The sequence below is a fragment of the Acinetobacter sp. UBA3461 genome, from assembly GCF_002381195.1.
GTDB lineage: Bacteria > Pseudomonadota > Gammaproteobacteria > Pseudomonadales > Moraxellaceae > Acinetobacter > Acinetobacter schindleri.
On sequence record NZ_DFRO01000041.1, the window covers coordinates 5,066 to 26,532 of the forward strand.

Annotated in this window: 23 protein-coding genes; 8 read left to right on the top strand and 15 right to left on the bottom strand. The window is 42.7% G+C overall.

All coding sequences use genetic code 11. The annotated features are described in order from the left end of the window. Positions 1-169 precede the first annotated feature (169 nt). The 10 genes from B3D47_RS11280 to B3D47_RS11325 all read right to left on the bottom strand — a co-directional run bounded on the left by B3D47_RS11280 (position 170) and on the right by B3D47_RS11325 (position 8,361). On the bottom strand, positions 170-589 hold the full coding sequence (locus tag B3D47_RS11280) for a F0F1 ATP synthase subunit epsilon (RefSeq protein WP_004814254.1): 420 nt from the start codon (positions 587-589) through the stop codon (positions 170-172). Between the two features lie 26 nt (positions 590-615). Next, entirely contained in the window at positions 616-2,010 is a 1,395-nt protein-coding gene (gene atpD / locus B3D47_RS11285) for a F0F1 ATP synthase subunit beta (RefSeq protein WP_286862076.1), read from the bottom strand. Positions 2,011-2,040: 30 nt separating this feature from the next. Further along, positions 2,041-2,910: a F0F1 ATP synthase subunit gamma gene (atpG, locus tag B3D47_RS11290; RefSeq protein WP_004814251.1), complete on the bottom strand. Its 870-nt coding sequence runs from the start codon at positions 2,908-2,910 to the stop codon at positions 2,041-2,043. Between the two features lie 87 nt (positions 2,911-2,997). Then, the gene (gene atpA / locus B3D47_RS11295; RefSeq protein ID WP_004814250.1) at positions 2,998-4,542 is read right to left on the bottom strand and encodes a F0F1 ATP synthase subunit alpha; all 1,545 of its coding nucleotides are present in this window, start codon (positions 4,540-4,542) and stop codon (positions 2,998-3,000) included. A 43-nt stretch (positions 4,543-4,585) separates the two neighbouring features. Further along, a complete protein-coding gene (locus tag B3D47_RS11300; RefSeq protein ID WP_163164576.1) occupies positions 4,586-5,122 on the bottom strand; it encodes a F0F1 ATP synthase subunit delta in 537 nt (178 codons plus the stop codon). Positions 5,123-5,134: 12 nt separating this feature from the next. Further along, positions 5,135-5,605 carry a F0F1 ATP synthase subunit B gene (locus tag B3D47_RS11305; protein ID WP_004814248.1) on the bottom strand — a complete coding sequence of 157 codons (471 nt, stop codon included), beginning with the start codon at positions 5,603-5,605 and terminating at the stop codon, positions 5,135-5,137. A 39-nt stretch (positions 5,606-5,644) separates the two neighbouring features. Then, positions 5,645-5,890, bottom strand: a complete 246-nt coding sequence (atpE, locus tag B3D47_RS11310; protein WP_000424060.1) for a F0F1 ATP synthase subunit C — start codon at positions 5,888-5,890, stop codon at positions 5,645-5,647. 83 nt (positions 5,891-5,973) lie between these two features. Next, entirely contained in the window at positions 5,974-6,849 is an 876-nt protein-coding gene (gene atpB, locus B3D47_RS11315) for a F0F1 ATP synthase subunit A (protein ID WP_004814247.1), read from the bottom strand. Positions 6,850-6,952: 103 nt separating this feature from the next. Continuing rightward, a complete protein-coding gene (locus B3D47_RS11320; RefSeq protein ID WP_004814246.1) occupies positions 6,953-7,351 on the bottom strand; it encodes an ATP synthase subunit I in 399 nt (132 codons plus the stop codon). Positions 7,352-7,524: 173 nt separating this feature from the next. Beyond that, complete coding sequence (locus B3D47_RS11325) at positions 7,525-8,361, bottom strand: metal ABC transporter solute-binding protein, Zn/Mn family (RefSeq protein ID WP_286862079.1); 837 nt, start codon at positions 8,359-8,361, stop codon at positions 7,525-7,527. Positions 8,362-8,499: 138 nt separating this feature from the next. Here B3D47_RS11325 and B3D47_RS11330 point away from each other — a divergent pair, with 138 nt between their 5' ends. Genes B3D47_RS11330 through B3D47_RS11345 form a run of 4 tightly spaced genes read left to right on the top strand, consistent with a single transcriptional unit; the run spans position 8,500 to position 11,051 of the window. Next, positions 8,500-8,997, top strand: a complete 498-nt coding sequence (locus B3D47_RS11330; RefSeq protein ID WP_278364598.1) for a transcriptional repressor — start codon at positions 8,500-8,502, stop codon at positions 8,995-8,997. Continuing rightward, entirely contained in the window at positions 8,979-9,761 is a 783-nt protein-coding gene (gene znuC, locus B3D47_RS11335) for a zinc ABC transporter ATP-binding protein ZnuC (RefSeq protein ID WP_180185371.1), read from the top strand. The genes B3D47_RS11330 and znuC overlap by 19 nt, the downstream gene beginning before the upstream one ends. A gap of 3 nt (positions 9,762-9,764) precedes the next feature. Then, positions 9,765-10,565, top strand: coding sequence for a zinc ABC transporter permease subunit ZnuB (gene znuB, locus B3D47_RS11340; protein ID WP_286862081.1), 801 nt, complete (start codon positions 9,765-9,767; stop codon positions 10,563-10,565). Between the two features lie 3 nt (positions 10,566-10,568). Then, on the top strand, positions 10,569-11,051 hold the full coding sequence (locus tag B3D47_RS11345; protein WP_286862083.1) for a DUF523 domain-containing protein: 483 nt from the start codon (positions 10,569-10,571) through the stop codon (positions 11,049-11,051). A 10-nt stretch (positions 11,052-11,061) separates the two neighbouring features. Here the strand turns inward: B3D47_RS11345 and B3D47_RS11350 are convergent, their stop codons facing one another. Both B3D47_RS11350 and B3D47_RS11355 read right to left on the bottom strand, forming a co-directional pair. Then, positions 11,062-11,382: a pyrimidine/purine nucleoside phosphorylase gene (locus B3D47_RS11350; protein ID WP_004895307.1), complete on the bottom strand. Its 321-nt coding sequence runs from the start codon at positions 11,380-11,382 to the stop codon at positions 11,062-11,064. A gap of 89 nt (positions 11,383-11,471) precedes the next feature. Then, positions 11,472-12,095, bottom strand: coding sequence for a LysE family transporter (locus B3D47_RS11355; protein WP_005220285.1), 624 nt, complete (start codon positions 12,093-12,095; stop codon positions 11,472-11,474). A 158-nt stretch (positions 12,096-12,253) separates the two neighbouring features. Here B3D47_RS11355 and B3D47_RS11360 point away from each other — a divergent pair, with 158 nt between their 5' ends. After that, on the top strand, positions 12,254-13,174 hold the full coding sequence (locus tag B3D47_RS11360) for a Dyp-type peroxidase (RefSeq protein ID WP_004895311.1): 921 nt from the start codon (positions 12,254-12,256) through the stop codon (positions 13,172-13,174). A gap of 113 nt (positions 13,175-13,287) precedes the next feature. On the opposite strand, the gene B3D47_RS11365 is transcribed toward B3D47_RS11360, so the two are convergent. From B3D47_RS11365 to B3D47_RS11375, 3 genes are read right to left on the bottom strand one after another with little or no spacing between them, the layout of a single operon-like run. Further along, the gene (locus tag B3D47_RS11365; protein WP_286862086.1) at positions 13,288-13,749 is read right to left on the bottom strand and encodes a hypothetical protein; all 462 of its coding nucleotides are present in this window, start codon (positions 13,747-13,749) and stop codon (positions 13,288-13,290) included. 8 nt (positions 13,750-13,757) lie between these two features. Then, a complete protein-coding gene (locus B3D47_RS11370) occupies positions 13,758-15,059 on the bottom strand; it encodes a LysM peptidoglycan-binding domain-containing protein (RefSeq protein WP_286862088.1) in 1,302 nt (433 codons plus the stop codon). 2 nt (positions 15,060-15,061) lie between these two features. Beyond that, positions 15,062-17,899 (bottom strand): type VI secretion system Vgr family protein, encoded by a 2,838-nt coding sequence (locus B3D47_RS11375; protein ID WP_286862090.1) that lies wholly within the window; start codon positions 17,897-17,899, stop codon positions 15,062-15,064. Between the two features lie 245 nt (positions 17,900-18,144). Between B3D47_RS11375 and B3D47_RS11380 the strand changes: the two genes are divergently transcribed. From B3D47_RS11380 to B3D47_RS11390, 3 genes are all read left to right on the top strand, one after another. Then, positions 18,145-19,299: a methionine aminotransferase gene (locus tag B3D47_RS11380; RefSeq protein ID WP_286862092.1), complete on the top strand. Its 1,155-nt coding sequence runs from the start codon at positions 18,145-18,147 to the stop codon at positions 19,297-19,299. 122 nt (positions 19,300-19,421) lie between these two features. Continuing rightward, complete coding sequence (locus B3D47_RS11385) at positions 19,422-20,786, top strand: MATE family efflux transporter (protein ID WP_004895320.1); 1,365 nt, start codon at positions 19,422-19,424, stop codon at positions 20,784-20,786. A gap of 285 nt (positions 20,787-21,071) precedes the next feature. Continuing rightward, positions 21,072-21,458, top strand: coding sequence for an LLM class flavin-dependent oxidoreductase (locus B3D47_RS11390; RefSeq protein ID WP_286862122.1), 387 nt, complete (start codon positions 21,072-21,074; stop codon positions 21,456-21,458). The last annotated feature ends 9 nt before the right edge of the window (positions 21,459-21,467 follow it).

Below are 21,467 nucleotides of genomic sequence, written 5' to 3' on the forward strand. Positions count from 1 at the left end.
ATATCGTGTGGTACAAAATATAATTATACGGGTTGGTTAAAAAGCTATTTAACAGATCTAACAAGCGACTACTTTTTTTACTAGACTTATAAGATAAGTAGATTCAAACTGAATTTTTACAATAAAAAAACCACCCTTTCGGGTGGTTTCTTCAATCTTAAACCAGCAATTACATTGCGCGGTTTTTGATTTTGCGGATCGTTTCCAGCTGAGCAGCAGTTTCTGCAAGAGCAGCCAAAGCAGCAGCAGCGTCCAAATCGCCCTTTTGATTTGCTAGCAATTGTTCAGCGTGTTTACGCGCTTCAATAATTGCCGCTTCATCCAAGTTTTCTGCACGGACTGCTGTATCAGCAAGAACCGTAACAACATGCGGTTGAACTTCTAGAACACCACCAGATACATAGATTAATTCTTCTGTACCGTTTTCCAAAATAACGCGGATCGCGCCAGGTTGGAGCAAAGTTACCAGCGGAGCGTGACCAGGCATAATACCTAACTCGCCGCCAGCACCTTTAGCAATTAGCATAGTTACAGTGCCTGAGTACAAAGACTCTTGAACACTTACAACGTCACATTGCATAGTCGCCATGAGAATCTCCTAAATTAGGGAACTAATTAAAGTTTCTCAGCTTTAGCAATCACTTCGTCAATACCACCAACCATATAGAACGCTTGTTCTGGAATGTGATCGTATTCACCAGCTAGAAGACCTTTAAAGCCACGAATCGTTTCTTTAAGCGGTACAAGTTTACCAGGAGCACCAGTAAACACTTCAGCTACGTGGAACGGTTGAGAGAAGAAACGTTGGATCTTACGTGCGCGATACACGATAAGTTTGTCTTCTTCTGACAATTCGTCCATACCAAGAATTGCGATAATGTCTTTCAATTCTTTATAACGTTGAAGAACGTTTTGAACTGAACGAGCGATTTCGTAATGCTCAGTACCAACTACAAGTGGATCTAGCTGACGTGAAGTAGAGTCAAGTGGATCGATCGCAGGGTAAATACCTTGAGAAGCAATGTCACGGCTCAATACAACAGTTGCGTCCAAGTGAGCGAACGTAGTTGCAGGCGATGGATCCGTTAAGTCATCGGCAGGTACGTATACCGCTTGGATTGACGTAATAGAACCAGACTTAGTCGATGTAATACGTTCCTGAAGAACACCCATCTCTTCTGCAAGTGTAGGCTGATAACCTACTGCAGATGGCATACGGCCTAGAAGTGCTGATACTTCAGTACCTGCTAGTGTATAACGGTAGATGTTGTCAACGAACAATAGTACATCACGGCCTTTACCGTTTTCGTCTTTTTGATCACGGAAGTACTCAGCCATAGTCAGACCAGTCAACGCTACACGTAGACGGTTACCTGGTGGCTCGTTCATCTGACCGTAGACCATTGCTACTTTGTCTAGAACGTTAGAGTCTTTCATCTCGTGATAGAAGTCGTTACCTTCACGAGTACGCTCACCAACACCAGCGAACACAGATAAACCTGAGTGCGCTTTCGCGATGTTGTTGATCAACTCCATCATGTTTACAGTTTTACCAACACCGGCACCACCGAACAGACCAACTTTACCACCTTTCGCGAACGGGCATAGTAAGTCAATGACTTTAATACCAGTTTCTAGAAGGTCAGTAGAAGCCGCTTGTTCTGCATAAGAAGGCGCTTGACGGTGAATTGGTAAACGCTCTTCAGTTGCAACTGGACCAGCTTCGTCGATTGGGCGACCAAGAACGTCCATGATACGACCTAGAGTCGCTGTACCTACTGGTACAGAAATCGGAGCGTTAGTGTTAGTTACGTTCAAACCACGCTTAAGGCCTTCAGTAGAACCCATTGCAATAGTACGAACTACGCCATCACCAAGTTGTTGCTGAACTTCTAATGTAGTTTCAGTACCGTCAACTTGGAGAGCGTCATAGATCTTAGGAACGCTGTTACGTTCAAACTCGACGTCGATAACCGCGCCGATGATCTGAATGATACGACCGCTACTCATTGCTGTCTCCTCAATTCAAACTAATATATGTTAAACGGCAGCGGCACCACCAACGATCTCAGAAATTTCCTGAGTAATCGCGGCTTGACGCAGCTTGTTATAAATAAGTTGCAGGTTCTTGATCAAATCACCAGCGTTGTCTGTTGCAGCTTTCATTGCAACCATACGAGCAGACTGCTCACACGCGATGTTTTCGATCACACCTTGATACACCACAGACTCGATGTAACGAACCAACAAGCCATTTAAAAGCTCTTCAGCTTCAGGCTCGTAGATGTAGTCCCAACCGTATTGACGGTTAAGCGTCTTGTCTTCTTCAGCAGCTGCTAAAGGAACAAGCTGTTCGATCTTTTGGTTTTGAGTCATGGCGTTGACAAAGCCGTTAGATACTAGATAAATACGATCTAACTCGCCTTTATCGTAAGCGTCTAACATCACCTGTACAGAACCAGATAACTGTTCAAGACTTGGAGTGTCACCCACTTGAGTGGTCGCACCAAGTACTTTACCGCCGTAGTTTTTAAAAAACGAAACCGCTTTTTGACCAATCAAAGCAAATTGAACTTCAATTGACTGCTCTTGTTGCTGTTGAACGTGTTTTACCACTTTCTTGAACAAGTTAATGTTCAAACCACCAGCAAGTCCGCGATCTGATGACACGATGATATAGCCAACGCGCTTTACAGGACGTTCAACCATATAACGGTGTTTGTATTCAGGATTCGCTTGAACCAAGTGAGCAATTACACGGTGCATATTTTCGGCATACGGACGGCCTTGAGCCATGCGCTCTTGCGCACGACGCATCTTAGAAGCTGCTACCATCTGCATCGCGCGAGTAATTTTCTGCGTGCTTTTGATACTAGCTACTTTGGCGCGAATTTCTTTTAAATTTGCCATACGCTTAACCTAGTATTCGAAGGCCCTTTCGAGCCCTCGAAGGTTGATTCCGTGAACCAAACCAACACTAATTAGCAAGTTGCTAAATTAGTAAGTTTGAGTCGCTTTGAACTTTTCAATACCAGCTTTGAATTCAGCTTCGATATCTTTGTCCCAAGCACCAGTCTCGTCAACTTTTTGCATAACTGCAGCATGTTCTGAACGGAAGTAAGAAATTAACGCAGCGTCAAAGTCTACGATTTTCTTAACTTCTACATCAGCCATATAGCCTTCGTTAGATGCATAAACTGATACAGCTTGGTCAGCGATTGAGTATGGAGCATATTGTTTTTGCTTCATAAGCTCAGTTACGCGTTGACCGTGTTCAAGTTGTTTACGAGTTGCTTCGTCAAGGTCAGAAGCGAACTGAGCAAACGCTGCCAATTCACGGTACTGTGCAAGTGCAGTACGGATACCACCAGACAATTTCTTGATGACCTTAGTCTGCGCAGAACCACCAACACGAGATACAGAGATACCCGCGTTCACAGCAGGACGAATACCCGCGTTGAACAATGATGTTTCAAGGAAGATCTGACCGTCAGTAATCGAAATTACGTTGGTTGGTACGAATGCAGATACGTCACCCGCTTGAGTTTCAATAATCGGCAATGCAGTTAATGAACCAGTTTGGCCTTTAACTTCACCGTTAGTGAATTTCTCAACGTAGTCAGCAGATACACGAGAAGCACGTTCAAGTAGACGTGAATGTAGATAGAACACGTCACCTGGGTAAGCTTCACGACCTGGTGGACGACGAAGAAGCAATGAAATTTGACGATATGCTACAGCTTGTTTAGACAAGTCATCATAGATGATCAGAGCATCTTCACCGCGGTCACGGAAGTATTCGCCCATTGTACAGCCTGAGTACGGAGCAAGGAAAAGCATTGCTGCTGGATCCGCTGCCGCTGCTGCTACAACAGTTGTATACGCCATAGCGCCAGTTTCTTCTAGCTTGCGCACAACGTTAGCGATAGTCGATTGTTTTTGACCAATTGCTACGTATACACATTTAATGCCAGAGTTTTTCTGAGCGATGATCGCGTCGATCGCCATAGCTGTTTTACCAGTTTGACGGTCACCAATGATCAACTCACGTTGACCACGGCCTACAGGGATCATTGTATCTACTGATTTATAACCAGTTTGTACAGGTTGATCCACTGATTGACGCCAAATTACGCCTGGTGCTACTTTTTCAACAGCATCAGTTAATTTTGCATCAATTGGGCCTTTACCATCAATCGGGTTACCCAAAGCATCTACTACACGGCCTAAAAGTTCTGGACCAACCGGAACTTCTAATACACGACCTGTGCAACGCGCTTTTTGACCTTCTTGAAGGTTTAAGTAGTTACCTAAAACAACGACGCCCACTGAATCCTGTTCTAGGTTCAGTGCCATACCGTATAAGCCGCCGTCGAATTCGATCATTTCACCGTACATTGCATCAGCAAGGCCGTGAATACGCACAATACCGTCGGATACCATAACAATGGTACCTTCGTTTTTAGCGGTCGCGCTGGTGTCCAGATCGCCGATACGCTGTTTAATGAGCGCACTGATCTCGGATGGATTCAGTTGTTGCATTGCGCTATACCTCAATCTTTTTAAAGTTCAGTCTTCTTATTTCTTAAGCAAGAAGACGAGTACGCATTTTTTCAAGCTTATTAAGCGCAGAATCATCTATCACTTGGTCGCCTGCACGAATAACCACACCAGCAATAAGCTCTGGTTTAACATCTACAGAAACATTTACCGCCGCTTCGAATTTTTTCTCTAATGCGTGAGTAAGGAGTTGTTCCTGTACAGAAGTCAATGGGAATGCTGATTCAATCACAACATCCACAGTATTGTTATTCTGTGATTTGAGCTGTTCATATTCTGCAGCAATTTCAGGAAGCAAAGCCAAACGTGCGTTTTCAGCAAGCATTGTCAAAAAGTTTGACACTGCAGGCGTTTGGTCTTCGCCTAAAACTTTAGCAAAAAGTGTCACCTGCTCAGCAGGTGTCAACTCAGGGCGATTTAGATAAGCTGAAAATGCTTCGTCTTGCACCGCAGCACTGAGCAATTCAAGTGCAGTTGACCAAGAGTCAGCTGTACCTTGCTCAGAAGCGTAAGCAAATGCTGCTTTAGCGTAAGGGCGTGCCAACGTCAAGAGTTCAGCCATAATCCGCCTCTCTTAAAGTTTAGCAGCCAGCTGAGTCAGCATGGCATTGTGAGCTTCTGCGTCAACTTGCTGGCTAAGAATTTTCTCAGCGCCAGCAACTGCAAGAGCAGCCACTTGTTGACGTAATTCTTCGCGAGCAGAATTGATTTCAGTATCAACAGCTTCTTTAGCCTGTTGACGAATACGCTCACCTTCAGCTGACGCTTGAGTACGAGCTTCTTCTACCAATTGCGCTGCACGACGGTTCGCTTGTTCGATCAATTGAGCCGCTTGTGCTTTTGCCGCGTCCAGTTCAGCTTTCACTTGTGCTTGCGCATCTGCAAGGTCAGCCTTCGCTTTTTCAGCAGCATTTAAGCCATCAGCGATTTTACGCTGACGTTCACTAATCGCATTGATTAGTGGTGGCCATACAAACTTCATGCAGAATGCGACGAAAATCGCAAATGCAATCGCTTGGCCAAACAATGTGAGGTTGATATTCATTGCAAATTCCTCAAATAGTGAATTTCGGAATTAAGCTGATTAACCTACAAATGGATTAGCGAAGATGAAGAACAAGCCAATACCAACACCGATCATAGGCACAGCATCAAGAAGACCCGCGATTAAGAACATACGAGTTTGAAGTTGTGGAGCCAATTCTGGTTGACGAGCTACAGCTTCAAGGAAACGGCCGCCTAAAAGACCAAAACCAATCGCAGTACCTAAAGCACCGAAAGCGATCAAGATAGCAGATGCAATTGCAACTAGACCTAAAGTGAGTTCCATGATAATTCCTCAGAGGTTAGGTTTTATACCAAATTAAGTTAAAAAATTGTGCCCAACCATCCCGTGACAGTTAGGCAATACCATTAATGCTTTTCGCTTGCCATGCTCAAGTATACGATAGTCAGCATCATGAAAATGAATGCCTGTAGCGTAATAACAAGAATGTGGAAGATCGCCCAAGGCACAGATAACGCCCACTGGATCCAGAACGGTAATAACGCGATAAGAATGAAGATTAACTCACCCGCATACATGTTACCGAACAGTCGTAGAGCCAATGAAACTGGACGTGCAAGGAAGGTTACCAATTCAAGAATCAAGTTCACTGGAATGAGTAACGCTTTTGCAACTGGGTTACTTGGGTTAAATGGGTTAAGTGCAAGCTCACCAACGAAACCGCCAATGCCTTTCTCACGAATACTGTAGAACAAGATAAGCGCAAATACAGACAATGACATACCAAGGGTAATGTTAGGGTCAGTAGATGGAACGATCTTGAAGTAAACGTGGTGCGGATCAATACCAAGAAGGCTACCAATCACGTGTTGAGCGATATAAGGAATCCAGTCAACAGGGATCAAGTCCATCAAGTTCATGAGGAAAATCCACACGAAGATGGTTAGCGCTAGTGGAGCGATCAAACGCGATTTTCCGTGGAAAGTATCGCGTACACTTGAGTCAACAAACTCGATAATCATTTCGATTGCAGACTGGAACTTGGTAGGAACACCAGAGTTTGCAGCTTTCGCTACGATCCAGAACATGAAACAGAAAAGAATACCAAGGCCGATTGACCAACCCATTGAATCCAAGTGAATAGCAGTGAACCCCATCTGTTGAGCTTCAGCACCATTCTCGGCCAATTTCCATGTACCGTCCGGCATTTTGCCATAGGTCATGTTGGTCAAGTGGTGCTTGATGTACTCGGTCGAAGTAAGGGCATGTTCTTCAGCAGCCATAAATCACACCTGGTCAATGTCAAAAACTAATGAAACTTACGAATATCGCGTGCTGCTTGATATCTCGCTTATTTCTGAAAAAACTTTTCAATTTTTGCTGCGCTTAAACTCGTCTTTGTAGACGTGACACCCAAAACGGAGCGACCCACGACATGGCTTGAACGAGTATAAAACCACAAAACAATGCAACCGGGGATAACGGCTTGACATTGCTTAAAATCAAAATGAATCCAACAATCACAATTGCAAACTTACCGAGCATGCCCCTATACATGTTCGATAGAACTTGTTTGGAAGCTCGCGCGCCCGCAGCACGAAACGACTGCCAGCTAAAGTAGCAGGTCGCCAGCCAACATACGAATGCACCCAAGGCTGCACTCAAGGCTGCGGTTGTGTCCTTCAGAACCCAACCTAACAACGCTGAAACGGGTATCATTACTGCTTGCAAGATGACTAAAGCTTTCGCTAATCGTCGGTCAATCAAGCGACTAGTTCGGCTCATTATTTATTCACTCACAGCAATCATGCTTGACAAGTTTAGCTGATGATTATTTTTAATCGCAGGCATTATAGAGTTACACCCCTTAACATGCAATCTTTTCCCGAGCTTAGCTTCGAAAAATTCGATGGTTCAATCGCTTCTAAACTAAGCAAAACTCGATCACTTTTTAATCATTATCGAGAATTTAGCACACATTTGTTCGTTTGATCAGCTAATTGTTGCCAGCCTTGGATAAAGTCCCCTGCCCCACTCATGCTTTCGTCTACATGCTGGAAAACTACCGGGTTCAGTTTTCTGTACTGATTGGCATTGGCATGTCCCTCAGCCAGCAGACACATTTTGGTCTGTGCGCGGGTATCCTGCAGGTACTTGATCTGTGCAACCGTTGGTGACACATGCGGATCATCGGTGAGTGCACCCATAAACTTCAGGTTTAGCGGACGCTCCAGATATTGATAGGCATCATGATATGACCAATAGGGGCGTGGCTTGGAAGTTGAACTATAACGTTGTGCTGTCGTCAGCATATTTTGTGCAAAAGCACGTGCATTTTTCCAGTAAGTTTCACGGTACTGTGGCATTTGCTGTGAACGCAGCGCAGCAATAAAGAAACCGATGCGAACTGCATTATTTGGATCCAGCCAGACATGTGTATCAACTGTATTTTTTAACGCTTCACCACGCGGATTACGCATTGGTAAAGGATTAATAATGCTGGAATTCAGAATTGCGATACTTTTATTACTTTCTTCGAGTACTTTTGCCAAAGGCGCTTCATGGGCCTGTCCCAGCCAGATCACCAGCCCCGCATCCTGAATGGTTTTACGGTGTGCCGGGGTCAGGCTGACATCATGTCCAGTCTGATTGGCCAATAATAAGGTTGGCTGTTCTACCCCTTGGGTAATTTTTTTGGCAATCAGGTAAATCGGATGCGTAGAAACCACCAGACTTTGTGACCAACTTAAGGTACTCAATAAAGCCAGGGCACAGAACGCAAAGAAACGAGACATGGGTGAAAATCGCGGTAAAAACACTAAGTGTTATAATATAACAAATTTGCAAAAATACCTATGCCCAATCGAAACTGACAACGCTTCATGATAAGATTTAAAATTCTTTTAATTTCAGTTTCGCACTTGAGGTGAACTATGGGTTCCTGTTCGCACGAACACCACAACGCATTGCACGGCGTACACGATCATCCGAACGTGGAACAACGCCTGGCTGAAGCGGAAAGCCTGTGTGCAGCAACTGGTGCGCGACTTACGCCTTTGCGTAAGGAAGTCCTCGAACTGATTTTAAATGCTTCAGGTCCCATGGGCGCCTATGATCTGCTGGCCAAGATTAAAAATAATAGTGATCGTCCTGCGGCACCACCCACAGTATACCGCACGCTCGACTTTTTATTAGAAAAAGGCTTTATTCACCGTCTGACTTCTATTAATGCCTATATTCCATGCTGTCATCCACGTGAAGGTCACCAAGCGGCTTTCCTGATTTGTACCGAATGTAAAGCCGTAACAGAAGCATCTGCACAAGGATTACTGGATCAGCTCGACGCATTAGCAAGCTCAGATGATTTTAGTGCTCATCACAGCATCATTGAGATTTCAGGAATCTGTCAGCAGTGTCGCAACAAAGCCTAACTCCCGTACCGCTGATTCAACTTTCTAAAATTTGGGTCAATATCGATGAGCGGGACATCTTAAAAGCCATTGACTTCTCTTTGCAGGAGAAAGAGATTGTCACACTCATTGGTCCAAATGGTGCCGGCAAGTCGACTTTAATTAAAGTTATGCTCGGAATTGTGAAACCGCAATCCGGTGAGATTAATACGGCGCGCAAACTGAAATTTTCTTATGTACCACAAAAATTCAATCCTTCGCATAGCTTGCCGCTACGGGTAAAAGACTTATTGGCTCTCGAGAAATGCCCTTCAGCTATTAAAGCTGAAATCATCCGTGATACCGGTATTGCCAAGCTGGAAAACTCCAAAGTTCAACAACTTTCTGGCGGTGAGCGTCAACGTGTATTATTAGCACGCGCTTTACTACGCCAGCCGGATATCCTGGTTCTAGACGAACCCATGCAAGGTCTGGATATCCAATCCGAAGCCGAGCTGTATGAATATGTGCGTAGCCTGCCAGAAAAATATGACTGTGCCATTTTAATGGTCTCGCATGACCTGCAATGGGTAATGCAAGGCACGCATCGTGTGGTTTGTCTGAATAAACATATTTGCTGTAGCGGATTACCGGAAAGTGTGCAGCAGCATCCAGAATATCAGGCGATCTTTGGCACCAATCGGGTGTTCTACCAGCATCATCATGATCACTGTGCCCATGGCGACTCTGCAACACCTTGTCAGCACGATACACGACCGCATATTCACCCCGAGCCGGAAGCTTAAGCCATGATGGACTGGTTACAACTGCTTTTACCTGCATGGATCATGGGAACACTCTTGGTGTTCCTGACTGCGCCGCTGGGCTGTTTGATGCTGTGGCGTCGTATGTCTTTCTTTGCTGATACCATGGCGCATGGAACTTTACTGGGTGTTGCCATTGCTGGTGCCATGAGTCTGCCGCTGTGGATGGGTGTGACCTTTATTGCCCTATTGCTGGTGGCTATTTTATGGGTGCTGTATGATCCTCGCTTACCGAACGATGCATTGCTTGCGCTCTGCTCAGCCACCCTGCTCTGCTCAGGCTTATTGTTCATTCAGCATTTACCGAGTTTAAGACCGGAACTGCTGAGTTATCTGTTCGGTGATTTGCTGACGATTTCCTGGAATGATTTACCCACTTTTGCTGTGGTGATTATTGTTGCACTGGCTGTGATTTATAAAAGCTGGCAGGCACAGATCCAAATTGCCATTGATCCTGATATGGCGATCAGCGAAGGTGTGAATGCCAAATTACAACGCCTGATCTTTATGTTATTACTGGCCTTATTCACCATATTGGCACTTCGAGCAGTAGGTTCACTTCTAATGGGAGCCCTGCTGGTCATTCCGGCACTGACGGCTCGCTTGCTTGCGAACTCACCAAGACAAATGGTGATCTGGGCCTTCGTGATTGCTCAGATTGGGGTAACGGTTGGTCTCTGGTCAAGTGCAGGCCTCAACACTTCGACAGGTCTAACCATTGTCCTGACCATGTCAGTACTGTTTACCCTGATCTTCTGTATACAGAAATTTAAGAAACTGAGTTAAGTCATGCAGAGCAAACGCTATTTGATTAGTGCCTGTTTGCTCGGTCATAAATTCCGTTACGATGGACAGGATTGTCTGCTCAAGGAACTGCTGCAACATCTGCTACCTGATCAATATGTCAGTCTTTGCCCTGAAGTCAGTGGTGGCTTAGCCATCCCCCGCCCGCCTGCCGAGATTCAATCTGGGAATGGTCACAATGTACTGCTACGCCACGCTCATGTTCTCGATATAAATGGTATAGATATTTCAGAGGCTTTTATTCAAGGCGCCTATGCTGCTTTAGATCTTGCCCGAAGATTTCAAGTAACACATGCCATCCTCAAAGCCAATAGCCCATCTTGTGGCAGTGACCTGATTTATGATGGATCATTTACTGGGACAAAAATTCAAGGTCAAGGCGTCACTGCTGCCCTGTTGCAACAACACGGCATTATCGTGATGACCGAACAAGATTTTTTGAAACAGTTAAAAGTTCAACCTGAGTAAGTTCACTCCCCTATTCAAAGTGACAAACATAATCCACAACTTCTCGGCATAACAGTTTAAACCGACTATGTTTAGGTACATAGAAAGATTGTCCTGGTACATAACGCTGATAATGCGCATCCTCACCGATCTGCACCAGACATTCACCGGAAATAATTTCCAGACGTTCTGCCACAGCAGTTTCAAACACGATCGGCTGTTCTGTCGGCAGGAACACACCTAAAGTTTTTTGAGTGCCATCCGGCAACTGAATGCAATGACTGATACAACAGCCATATTCATGGATAGTTGGTTTTTTAATAATAGACACGCAGTCGAATTGACCAGACATAGGAATACCTCTTTTATTATTTTTATGTTTTATATTCAAAAGCTAGCGACATCACATTGTTTTTATTTTTGTGTAATGCACCTTTATGTTTAAGCCTGATGCACCAAACTGAGCAAGGTTGCAGCGCAGGCAAACAGCACGGCAAAGCTGCGATTTAATATTTTTTGTTGCTTTGCTGATGTCAATAATCTTAAAACTTTCGCTGCCAATCCGGTATAACCCGCCATCACAATCAGATCAATGGTGACCATGGTTGCTGCCATAATCACGTACTGAATCCACTGAGGTTTGGACAGATCCAGAAACTGTGGCAATACCGCAAGCAGGAACACAATCGCCTTTGGATTACTCATATTCACAAGAAAACCATGCAGCACCAACTTCCCCGCTGATTTACGGGTTAATTCATGCTGAATCTCAATTGACTGCATCGGCGCAGTCCACTGTAAATATGCTAGATAAAGCAGGTAGCCCACGCCAAACCATTTCACCAGCAGGAATGCCCAAGGTGTCGTAGCAAATAACACCCCAGCGCCGGCAGCGACAATGGCGATTTGAACTAGTAAAGCCAACTGCAAGCCTAAAGCATTCCAGTAGCCATGTCGAAAACCGTAATTCAGGCCACTCGACATCGAAGCAATGGCGCCCGCACCCGGGGAAATGCTAATCACCCAACAGGCCAGCATGTAGGCAAACCAAACTTGATAGGACATGAATCTGCTCGATAGAAAACTTGAAGCGTATTATATGACTTTTCAAATATATTCAGATCAAAATCTCGCTAAAATTTAATCTGAATACTATTCACCCTGTATGGCTTCAGGCACAATAGTTCGATTAAATACAGGAATTTTTATTACAGGAGCCATGAATGACAGCCCAATCTGTAATTTTGCCATTACCTTCAGATCATGCTCGTTTTATTGTTTTACGTCTTAAAGATCTCAGCATTGAAGATTTTAAAGAGCAATTAGAGCAATTATTTACGACACGTGATCGTCTGATTACTCAACATCCTAATGCGCAAATTAAAACAGGCGTGGCTTTTGGTCCTGAACTGTGGGCGAAACTTTATGATCAAGCTCCTGTAGGCTTTAAACAACTCGAGCCGATTCAAGGTTCATTTGATATGCCAGTTATTCCTGCGGATGTACTGATTCATATTGCTAGCGCACGTGCTGATATCTGCTTTGCTTTAAGTCAGGCTTTCTTTGAAGGAATTCGCGATCAAGTTGAAGTGCTGGATGAACGTGTCTGCTTCCGCTATTTTGATGGACGTGATATTACCGGCTTCATCGATGGTACTGAAAACCCGCAATTCCCGGATGATCGCGCTGAAGTCGCTTTAGTCGGTGAAGATGCCGGTATTTTCCAGGATGGTTCATTTATTTTTGCACAGCGTTATGCGCATAATCTGGAAAAATGGAAAAAGCTAAAAGTTGATGCTCAAGAGCAAGTAATGGGTCGTACCAAGCTTGAATCAATTGAGCTCGATGATGATGTAAAACCTGCCAATGCACATGTTGCTCGTACAGTAGTTGAAGACGAGGAAGGTGAAGAAATGGAAATTTTACGTCACTCCCTGCCTTATGGTGATGGTCGTGGTGACCAAGGCCTGTTCTTCATTGCCTACACCAAAGATTTAAACATTATTGATGCCATGTTAGAGCGTATGTTCGGTACGTCTGGCGATGGAATACATGACCGCTTGCTCCACTTCGTGACTCCAATAGATGGTGCATATTACTTTGCGCCGAGTGAGGAATTGCTGGAAGAGGTTTTGGAAGGGTAATTTTTAAAAAAAGCAGTTAGGTTTAGCTGCTTTTTTTGAATTCACTTATTAACATTAGTTCAAACATAAACATATATTTCAAATCAAAAAGATATTATTTTTGACGCGAAATTTTATCCACATTGTGCACGTGTATTTTTATTCATTTTTTTCAAATATTTTTTAAAGTCATTCTGTAATTCATTTTCAGTTTCAGAGTCATCTAGTAGCTCATCATATTTAACTTTTGTAGACTTTTTCGTTGCTTCTTTATCTAGAAATATAGAAAAAAAAGTTCTCGTATATCCTAAATACATTTTATTTTTTTTAAAAAAAATAACATCTTCATAACCACCAAAATTAGACTCGTTATTCAAAATAGCTACAATTACGCATTCATTATTTTTTATTTTATATATATTGACATTTTTATCTGAAATTCTTCCATCTTCATATTCAAATGGTATGGTTATAACTTGTAATTTTTTAAATTTATTATTTATTTCCTCTCCTGTATATGAATATGCCATTACCTGATTACTCATACATCCCACAAGGGAAAAATACACTAAAATATATTTTATAAGATTTTTCATACTTTTACCTAAAAGGCCAATTTTCTATAATTTTCAGCACCAAGTTTTATTAATTGAGGTTTTAACTCGCGCCAAGTTTTACCATTTGGATGTAATTCAAAATGTGGCCAATCCTTTTTTCTCCAAACTCCCCCCCATACTAATCCTATTTTTTGTCCTATAGGACCTATTTTTTTACTATCCTCGATAGATTGCTTACTGTCTGAGAGATATGTTATTTCACCATTCCTAACTGAAACAATATCTATAGCTAATCCATATTGATGGTAACTTTGCAAAGCTTTAGCATTAGTATTTGCACTAGGCAGAGCATTCTGTTCTCTTGGACTTCTATAGCCATCTGTAATTACCCAAGTTATTTTTAATTCTTTATATGCAGTATTAATCAAATTAATAACATAGGGTTGATACACTGAATGTAGTTCAGCAATTCTACTCAAAGTTCTTTTGTAGTGCTTTTCTCCACCACATGCTTGTGGCAGTAACCCCTTAGCATTGACTGGAACAGAAGATTCAACTTTAGCTACAGGAGTCTCTTTCTTATTCTTTGATGCATCTTGTTTTACTGTTGGGGGCGTTGCAGTTTTTATCTCTTCTTTCTTCTTCTCAAACTGTGGGTCAGATACAGGAAATACCACTTTACGGTCGTAAACTTTTATTTTTTGGTTTTGACTAAGATTATCGCTGGATAAATTATTTAATTTCTTGATTTCATAGACGAGATTACCTGTTAATTTTGCTATCAAAGCTAAAGTATCTTTTTTCTGAACAACAATAATCTTGGTTTTTTCCTGTCGAATTTGTTGTAGTTTTGGCTTACTTTCAGGTGATGGCGTTGATACTTCCGCTTTTTTTACAGGAATTTTTAACACTTGTCCAGGATGAATATCAGTATCACTTTTTAAATTATTGATCCTAATCAATTCTGTTGTAGTCGTATGATTATCATCTGCTATTCGAGATAAATAATCACCTTCAGCAACAATATATGTCGATCTGACATATGTACCCGTTGCTACATCCTTGGCAGAAAAATTAACTCCTTTTAATAGAATTTTAGGGCTCCGAATAATAAAATTAGTTTTCTCACCTACCAGCTCTAGTTTTATTTTAGATTTATATTCGCCTATAGTACTTTTAACTTTTACTTCAATTGTTGTGCCTACTGGCCGTTTAATCCAAACGGATTCTCCATTTTCAGGAGTAATATATTCTGATATCAAACTAGAACCTACCCATAATTGATGTGCTAGCCCTTGAATAGGCTGATCTAAAGCATCTAAAAATCTGATATTTGCTAGACAATACACGATTAATCCCCTTCTTCATTGCAACAATGGGCGTTACAGCCATGCTCTATTTCTTGATCTTTACTTCCATCATCTAATGACACAGACCAATCATCAGCAGTACCAATGAGAATGTCATAATCCTCATTAATAGATGTATTTATTCGTTGAGTTCGACCATGTTGGTCGAGTGTTCCGGAAATATAGGTATTATTTTTATTGTTAATTAATTTGTATTTAACTTCTGAAAAATTAGCTTCATAAAATAGATCATAAAAGTCCCATCTGTTTGTAAAAGTCTTAACATCTTGAATTACAGGTAAAGTTTGTATTTCAGTTTTAACTTTATCCCCCTCCACAAAACTATGCTGCCCCGCTTTACACTCAAACTTCCCACTTGTAGTACTAAATACTCCCTGTCTATTAATCTTTAACTGAGATCCACCCGCAGTCAGTACAATTTCTTTAGGACTTATAATTTCAATCTGATCTTCAGTCGAAATAATTTTAATTTGTTTGCGAGCAATAGCTTCAATTGCATCATCTTGTGCTTGAAGCTCAATTTTGCCTTTTGCCGCAATGGCTCTGAATCCTTTTTGTGCTGCAAACAGGCTAATCCTGTCCTGAGCATGGGCAATTAAAGATTTCTGGGTTGAAAAATTGATGCTATCCGCGGCACTGTGGTTAATATGTTTATCAGCCAATAAGTGCAAATCTTCATTCGTTGAAAGTGCAATTGAATTTGGTGCACAAAGTACCATTAGCGCCTGTTTAAAGGTTTCAGCCTTACTTTGATCCTGCTGTTCAATTTGGTTCAGAAAATTTGTCAGATGATCAAGTGCCTCTAAAGGATCAGTTTGCTGGTTTTTAGCAACGTCACTTAAGGCCTTACTATTATTTAAACTTGATTCAAGCTGGCTTTTAGCCGGGCTACTATTTAAGTGGTTGGCATTAGCATTTCCCTGTTTATGTGTTGAAAGAAGCAGGCCAGCCCCCGCCCTCACTGCTCCCCACTGATCCGTCCTAAGCTCAAACCCTTCACCACGCCCATCACTCACTTCATCTTCTTTAGGGTGACTTAGATTTCCTAAATTTAGTTGGCTAGCCCCATGACTACTTTGTAGCTGTACACTAATCTGTCCGGTCGTATCATCAAACCGAAGCTGGTTAAAACCTTCCCCATTTACCTCCTGAGAGCGGATACCGCTCAGTTTTTTGGTTAATGGCAGTTTGCCTTTGACATCAAACATCGTCTGATGCCGTTCAGCTTCATGAATACGACCCACCACAAATGGCCGGTCGACATCTCCCTCAAAGAAATCAATGACGACGATTTCCCCGATACGTGGATGGAATCTTGCTCCATAGCCTTCACCTGCCCATGGTGTCAACACATCTACCCAAGCCGAGTCGCTATCATTATCATTGGCACCAGCGCCACCATCATGTTGATGGTCATCACTGCGGGTAAACAGGAAACGAACCTTGACCCGCCCCCATTCATCCACGTAAATAGTTTCACCCTCAGGTCCAACTACTTTCGCCCGCTGTGGATAGGCCATAGGCCTATGTTGTAATGGATGATATTCAGGTACGACTGGAATATGACGACGAACCAAATACAATTCATTACTCTGTCTTTCATCATCTAATACTTTCCAGCGGCTGGACTGTATTAAGTGATCAAGCTGCAGCAAAATATCTTTGGGTAAATTATTCTGGTTATAGAAGTATTTCCCTAAAATTAAAAATTCACGTTCATTGGCTGGATGTTGATCTATTTCGGGATGATCATGTAATTCAAACCAGTACCCAACTTGTGCATCACGCACACTACTACTGGCCTTAAAATATTTGGACTGCAAGGCATGGGACTGGTGTAGCTGCTGGCTGAGTTGATCCAGTTGAGCAGAACTGGCTGAAGTCGTCTGATCTTCTCCATTCAGGTCGCTGATCCAGGCTGGGCTAATGGTCCAGACATCTTCAAGATTCAGGCTTTGATTATCCTGTACTTCGCTATGCTGATGGCTACTGAGCAGTACCTGACTTTCATTCTGAGCCAGCTGATCCGCGTGCCAGCGCTGGGTTTGTACTAAGGTTGGATTTAAAGAACGCTCTGCCAATAGACCAGTAATCGTGTCAAAAGGTTCGGTGGCATGGCTACGATGAAAATGGATACTACGGCGCTTTAAAGACTGAAAATGCGGCTGGTCATCAATCAAACGTAGAATTTGTGGCTGAATGGTCTGAGCTGAAACGGGGACCATGATTTCCTTTTCATCGATCAGCCAGTTAACGCCTTCACTACGCCATAAGCGGGTCAGAAACTCATAATCCGTTTCATTTGACTGCATCACAAAAGGTCGAACATCGTAGTCCCGTGACAAGGCAGAAACATCCAGGCTCAATCGTGCTGCAAATAAGGAGCTGCGAGCCTGCCATTCTTTAAATAAAATTTCACTAATATCCCGAACGCTTTTATTCATAAACACACGACTATTGCGGCGTTTATGCCATAAGGAAGTTGCATCCTGCAGGGTCAGTTTATACAGCGTCAAAGCTCCGTCGCTTTGTCCCTGGCTTGCCGCTGTAATCAGACCTGTCGTTCGAAATAATTCTCCACGGTCAGTCACTTGATCAACTGCAACCTGACAGCCAATAAATTGTTTTAAAGCGAGATTTGCATTGGTTGAAAGGCAGATCAGTTCTGCCTGTAAACCCTCATTAATCTGATGATGACCTTCAATGCGCTGAATAAAAACCTGTGTATTTAAAACCTGATTAGAAAACTGGATATGTAGGGCTCGTTTTTGCAGATTAAGCCCAAGAGTCTCAAGGATGATATGAATATTGTTTAGCATCTTATAGTTATTTTTAAGGAATATTATGCAGCTGATTTTATGAAAATTGCCCCCTATACGTCCATCATGCTTTTTATTTCACATGATTTGACCATTAATTTATTGCTCATCAGCTCTTTCATTAAGGTTTTAATCTTTTAATATTTTATTGACAAAATGACTAACGATTTCTGTTATTTGTGCTCACAGAGCAGAATCGTTACTGCTACACTTTATGCTTATATCAATCAAAAGAGCGTTGTGACATGCTTGATCTCCAGTCCAAACTGCCTGACTTGGGCGTGACGATTTTCAGTACCATGTCTGCCCTTGCTCAGCAACTCGGGGCATTGAATCTTTCACAGGGATTTCCCGATTTCCCTGCACCACCCGATTTAATTGAAGCTTTAGGACGAGCAAGCACATCCGGTTTTAACCAGTATGCACCTGGAGATGGTTTACCTTTATTACGCGCTTTGGTCGCTGATTTATATTTACAGCGTGATCAATTATCACTAGATCCAGCTCAGGAAATTACCATTACACCTGGCGCAACGATTGCAATCTTCTGCGCAATTCAGGCTGTAGTGCGTGCAGATGAAGAAGTCATTATTTTTGACCCGAGTTATGACAGTTATGCGCCGACGGTACAGGTTTTAGGGGCTAAACCGATTCATATCGCACTCGGACATCCGGATTTTTCAGTGGACTGGAGCCAGGTTAAGGATGCGATTAATGATCGCACCCGCATGATTATTGTAAATACCCCGCATAATCCTACTGGAAGTGTCTGGTCTAAAGCGGATTGGCAACAGCTGATTGAACTGATCCGTGACCGCAATATTGTGGTGCTCTCTGATGAAGTTTATGAACATCTGGTCTTTGATGATGTAAAACATTATTCAGCACTTTCCTTCCCGGAATTGCGTGAACGCAGTTTTGTCATTGGCTCTTTTGGCAAGACCTTCCATGTCACCGGCTGGAAAACCGGCTTCTGTGTAGCTACCCCGGCCTTAATGAAATTGTTCCGTCAGGTATACCAATTTGCCAGCTTTTGTGGTGTAACACCAGTACAAGTAGCATTAGCTAAATATTTACAACAGCATCCTGAGCATATTCCCCAGCTGTCGGCCTTCTATCAGGCCAAACGCGATTTGTTTAATTCATCCATTCAGAATTCACGTTTTCAGTGGACACCATCACAGGGGACTTACTTCCAGAATCTGGATTACAGCGAAATTCGACCAGATTTAGAGGATGTTGCTATGTGTCAGTATCTGGCCCATCAACATGGGATCGTGGCGATCCCGGTATCAGTATTTTATAAACAGCCACCAAAAGATTTACGTTTGCTGCGTTTCTGTTTTGCCAAAAAAGAACAAACCTTGCTGCAAGCGGGCGAAATTCTTTCCAAAGTTTGATTTAAATATTTAAAGACTTACATAGCTTCAGCCTTAGTTACCTAAAAGCTAAGGCTATTTTTCTGCAAATTTCCGATAATTATTTTTTTCTCCCTTTCTAATAATCAAGAACAGGATGTTTTATGGCACAGCAAGCATTGGTTCAGCAGCAAAATCTATGGAAAACATTTTTTATTTTCCTGTTGCCGCTGGTTGTGACCAATATCCTGCAAAGTTTGTCCGGCACGATTAATACGATTTTTGTGGGGCAAATGCTGGGCGTACATGCCATTGCTGCAGTTGCGGTTTTTTTCCCAATTCTGTTCTGCTTGATGGCTTTTGTAATTGGCTTGTCCGCAGGTTCAACCGTTTTAGTAGGACAGGCTTGGGGAGCAAAAAATCTGGAAAAAGTCCGCTGTGTTATTGGTTCTACCCTTTTTATGACCCTGATTGGCGGTAGCCTGATTGCATTTTTTGGGGTGATTTTTGCAGAGAAGATTCTGCTACTGCTTGGAACCGATCCCGATGTGATGCATCTGTCTCTGCCTTATGTGCAATGGATGCTTGCGGGTAGCCCGCTGATTTTTATTTATATTATTTATACTTCAATTTTGCGTGGTGTGGGTGACAGCACGACGGCCTTATTTGCCTCAGCCCTGACGATTGGAGTTGGTCTGGTGGTGACACCTGTTCTGATTGCCGGTTATTTCGGTTTCCCGAAAATGGGGATTATCTCGCCTGCTATTGCAACTATTCTTGGTAACATAGCAGTCCTGTTATTTTTAGCCCTATATTTAAATTATAAACAACATCCACTTAAGCTAGATTGGGCTTTACTCAAGCATATCCGTCATCATCCCGGCTTAAGCAAAATTATTCTGCGCTTGGGCATTCCTACCGGTGTTCAGATGATTACTACTTCAGCTGCCGGTTTGGTGATTGTCGGTCTGGTCAACCGTTATGGTGCGGAAGCTACAGCAGCTTATGGTGCAGTAAATCAGGTGCTGAATTATATCCAGTTCCCTGCACTTTCCATTGCGATTGCTGCTTCCGTTTTTGGTGCCCAAGCAATTGGTGCTGGTAAAAATGACTTACTCAATAAAGTGACGCGCACCGCCCTGAGTATGAATATCCTGTTTACAGGTAGTCTGGTGGTATTGGCCTATCTGTTCTCGAAATATCTGATGGCTCTGTTTATTACCGATCCGCAAGTGGTGGTGTTGGGTCAGCAGCTGCTATTTATTGTGCTTTGGTCAATTCTGTTCTTTGGTGCCAGTGCGATTTTTGCTTCAATTATGCGAGCCAGCGGTACAGTGACCGTACCGATGATTATCAATATTATCGCCATCATCGCAATTGAAGTTCCGGCAGCTTATCTATTCAGCCATTGGTGGGGGCTGCAAGGCATCTGGTATGGCTATGCCTTGGCTTTTGTCTGCCTGTGCATCATGCAAGGCTTGTATTACCAGTTTGTCTGGAAAAAGAAAACCATTGAAGCGCTGATTTAACAGTAGCTTAAGTATGTATAAATTCAAAACTTATCTATTTTTGAAGTAAATACATCTCGTCCTTATGTTTATCCCATATTCATTATAAGGATTTAATTTTATCGTATTTTTAAACTCGATTATTCCTTGTTATAAACCTGTTGAAATACAGGATAACAACAGGATTTCAGCATGGCTCAACGACAAATTAAACTGGGTGCCTTCATTCCAACGACATCGCAACATGCAGCAGGTTGGCGGCATCCAGCGTCCCAGCCTCAAGATCATTGAAGCCTTGATTATGCAATTGAACTAGCAAAGACTGCTGAACGTGGTCTATTTGATGCTTATTTTCTTGCCGATGGTTTAGCTGTTAACTGGAGTCATGGCGCTTCTAAACATAATAAAAATGTAGGTTATAGTGACAAAGTTGTTGGGTTTGAACCCGTGACCTTATTTGCAGCTATTTCAGCAGTCACCAAAAATATTGGCTTTATTGCCACTGCATCAACCACCTATGAAGAACCCTATCTATTAGCACGTAAATATGCCTCTTTAGACCATATCAGTAAGGGACGCGCTGCATGGAATGTTGTGACGACTATCTCTACTGAAACTGCGCATAACTTTGGTTTTAGTGCACATCCAGATGCCAAAGTCCGTTATGAAAGTCCGTTATCAACGTGCGGATGAATTTATTGA

Excerpts from the sequence above, each read along its gene's own strand:
- B3D47_RS11280 (WP_004814254.1), bottom strand. The coding sequence starts at position 589 with ATGGCGACTATGCAATGTGACGTTGTAAGTGTTCAAGAGTCTTTGTAC.
- atpD (WP_286862076.1), bottom strand. The coding sequence starts at position 2,010 with ATGAGTAGCGGTCGTATCATTCAGATCATCGGCGCGGTTATCGACGTC.
- atpG (WP_004814251.1), bottom strand. The coding sequence starts at position 2,910 with ATGGCAAATTTAAAAGAAATTCGCGCCAAAGTAGCTAGTATCAAAAGC.
- atpA (WP_004814250.1), bottom strand. The coding sequence starts at position 4,542 with ATGCAACAACTGAATCCATCCGAGATCAGTGCGCTCATTAAACAGCGT.
- B3D47_RS11300 (WP_163164576.1), bottom strand. The coding sequence starts at position 5,122 with ATGGCTGAACTCTTGACGTTGGCACGCCCTTACGCTAAAGCAGCATTT.
- B3D47_RS11305 (WP_004814248.1), bottom strand. The coding sequence starts at position 5,605 with ATGAATATCAACCTCACATTGTTTGGCCAAGCGATTGCATTTGCGATT.
- atpE (WP_000424060.1), bottom strand. The coding sequence starts at position 5,890 with ATGGAACTCACTTTAGGTCTAGTTGCAATTGCATCTGCTATCTTGATC.
- atpB (WP_004814247.1), bottom strand. The coding sequence starts at position 6,849 with ATGGCTGCTGAAGAACATGCCCTTACTTCGACCGAGTACATCAAGCAC.
- B3D47_RS11320 (WP_004814246.1), bottom strand. The coding sequence starts at position 7,351 with ATGAGCCGAACTAGTCGCTTGATTGACCGACGATTAGCGAAAGCTTTA.
- B3D47_RS11325 (WP_286862079.1), bottom strand. The coding sequence starts at position 8,361 with ATGTCTCGTTTCTTTGCGTTCTGTGCCCTGGCTTTATTGAGTACCTTA.
- B3D47_RS11330 (WP_278364598.1), top strand. The coding sequence starts at position 8,500 with ATGGGTTCCTGTTCGCACGAACACCACAACGCATTGCACGGCGTACAC.
- znuB (WP_286862081.1), top strand. The coding sequence starts at position 9,765 with ATGATGGACTGGTTACAACTGCTTTTACCTGCATGGATCATGGGAACA.
- B3D47_RS11345 (WP_286862083.1), top strand. The coding sequence starts at position 10,569 with ATGCAGAGCAAACGCTATTTGATTAGTGCCTGTTTGCTCGGTCATAAA.
- B3D47_RS11350 (WP_004895307.1), bottom strand. The coding sequence starts at position 11,382 with ATGTCTGGTCAATTCGACTGCGTGTCTATTATTAAAAAACCAACTATC.
- B3D47_RS11355 (WP_005220285.1), bottom strand. The coding sequence starts at position 12,095 with ATGTCCTATCAAGTTTGGTTTGCCTACATGCTGGCCTGTTGGGTGATT.
- B3D47_RS11360 (WP_004895311.1), top strand. The coding sequence starts at position 12,254 with ATGACAGCCCAATCTGTAATTTTGCCATTACCTTCAGATCATGCTCGT.
- B3D47_RS11365 (WP_286862086.1), bottom strand. The coding sequence starts at position 13,749 with ATGAAAAATCTTATAAAATATATTTTAGTGTATTTTTCCCTTGTGGGA.
- B3D47_RS11375 (WP_286862090.1), bottom strand. The coding sequence starts at position 17,899 with ATGCTAAACAATATTCATATCATCCTTGAGACTCTTGGGCTTAATCTG.
- B3D47_RS11380 (WP_286862092.1), top strand. The coding sequence starts at position 18,145 with ATGCTTGATCTCCAGTCCAAACTGCCTGACTTGGGCGTGACGATTTTC.
- B3D47_RS11385 (WP_004895320.1), top strand. The coding sequence starts at position 19,422 with ATGGCACAGCAAGCATTGGTTCAGCAGCAAAATCTATGGAAAACATTT.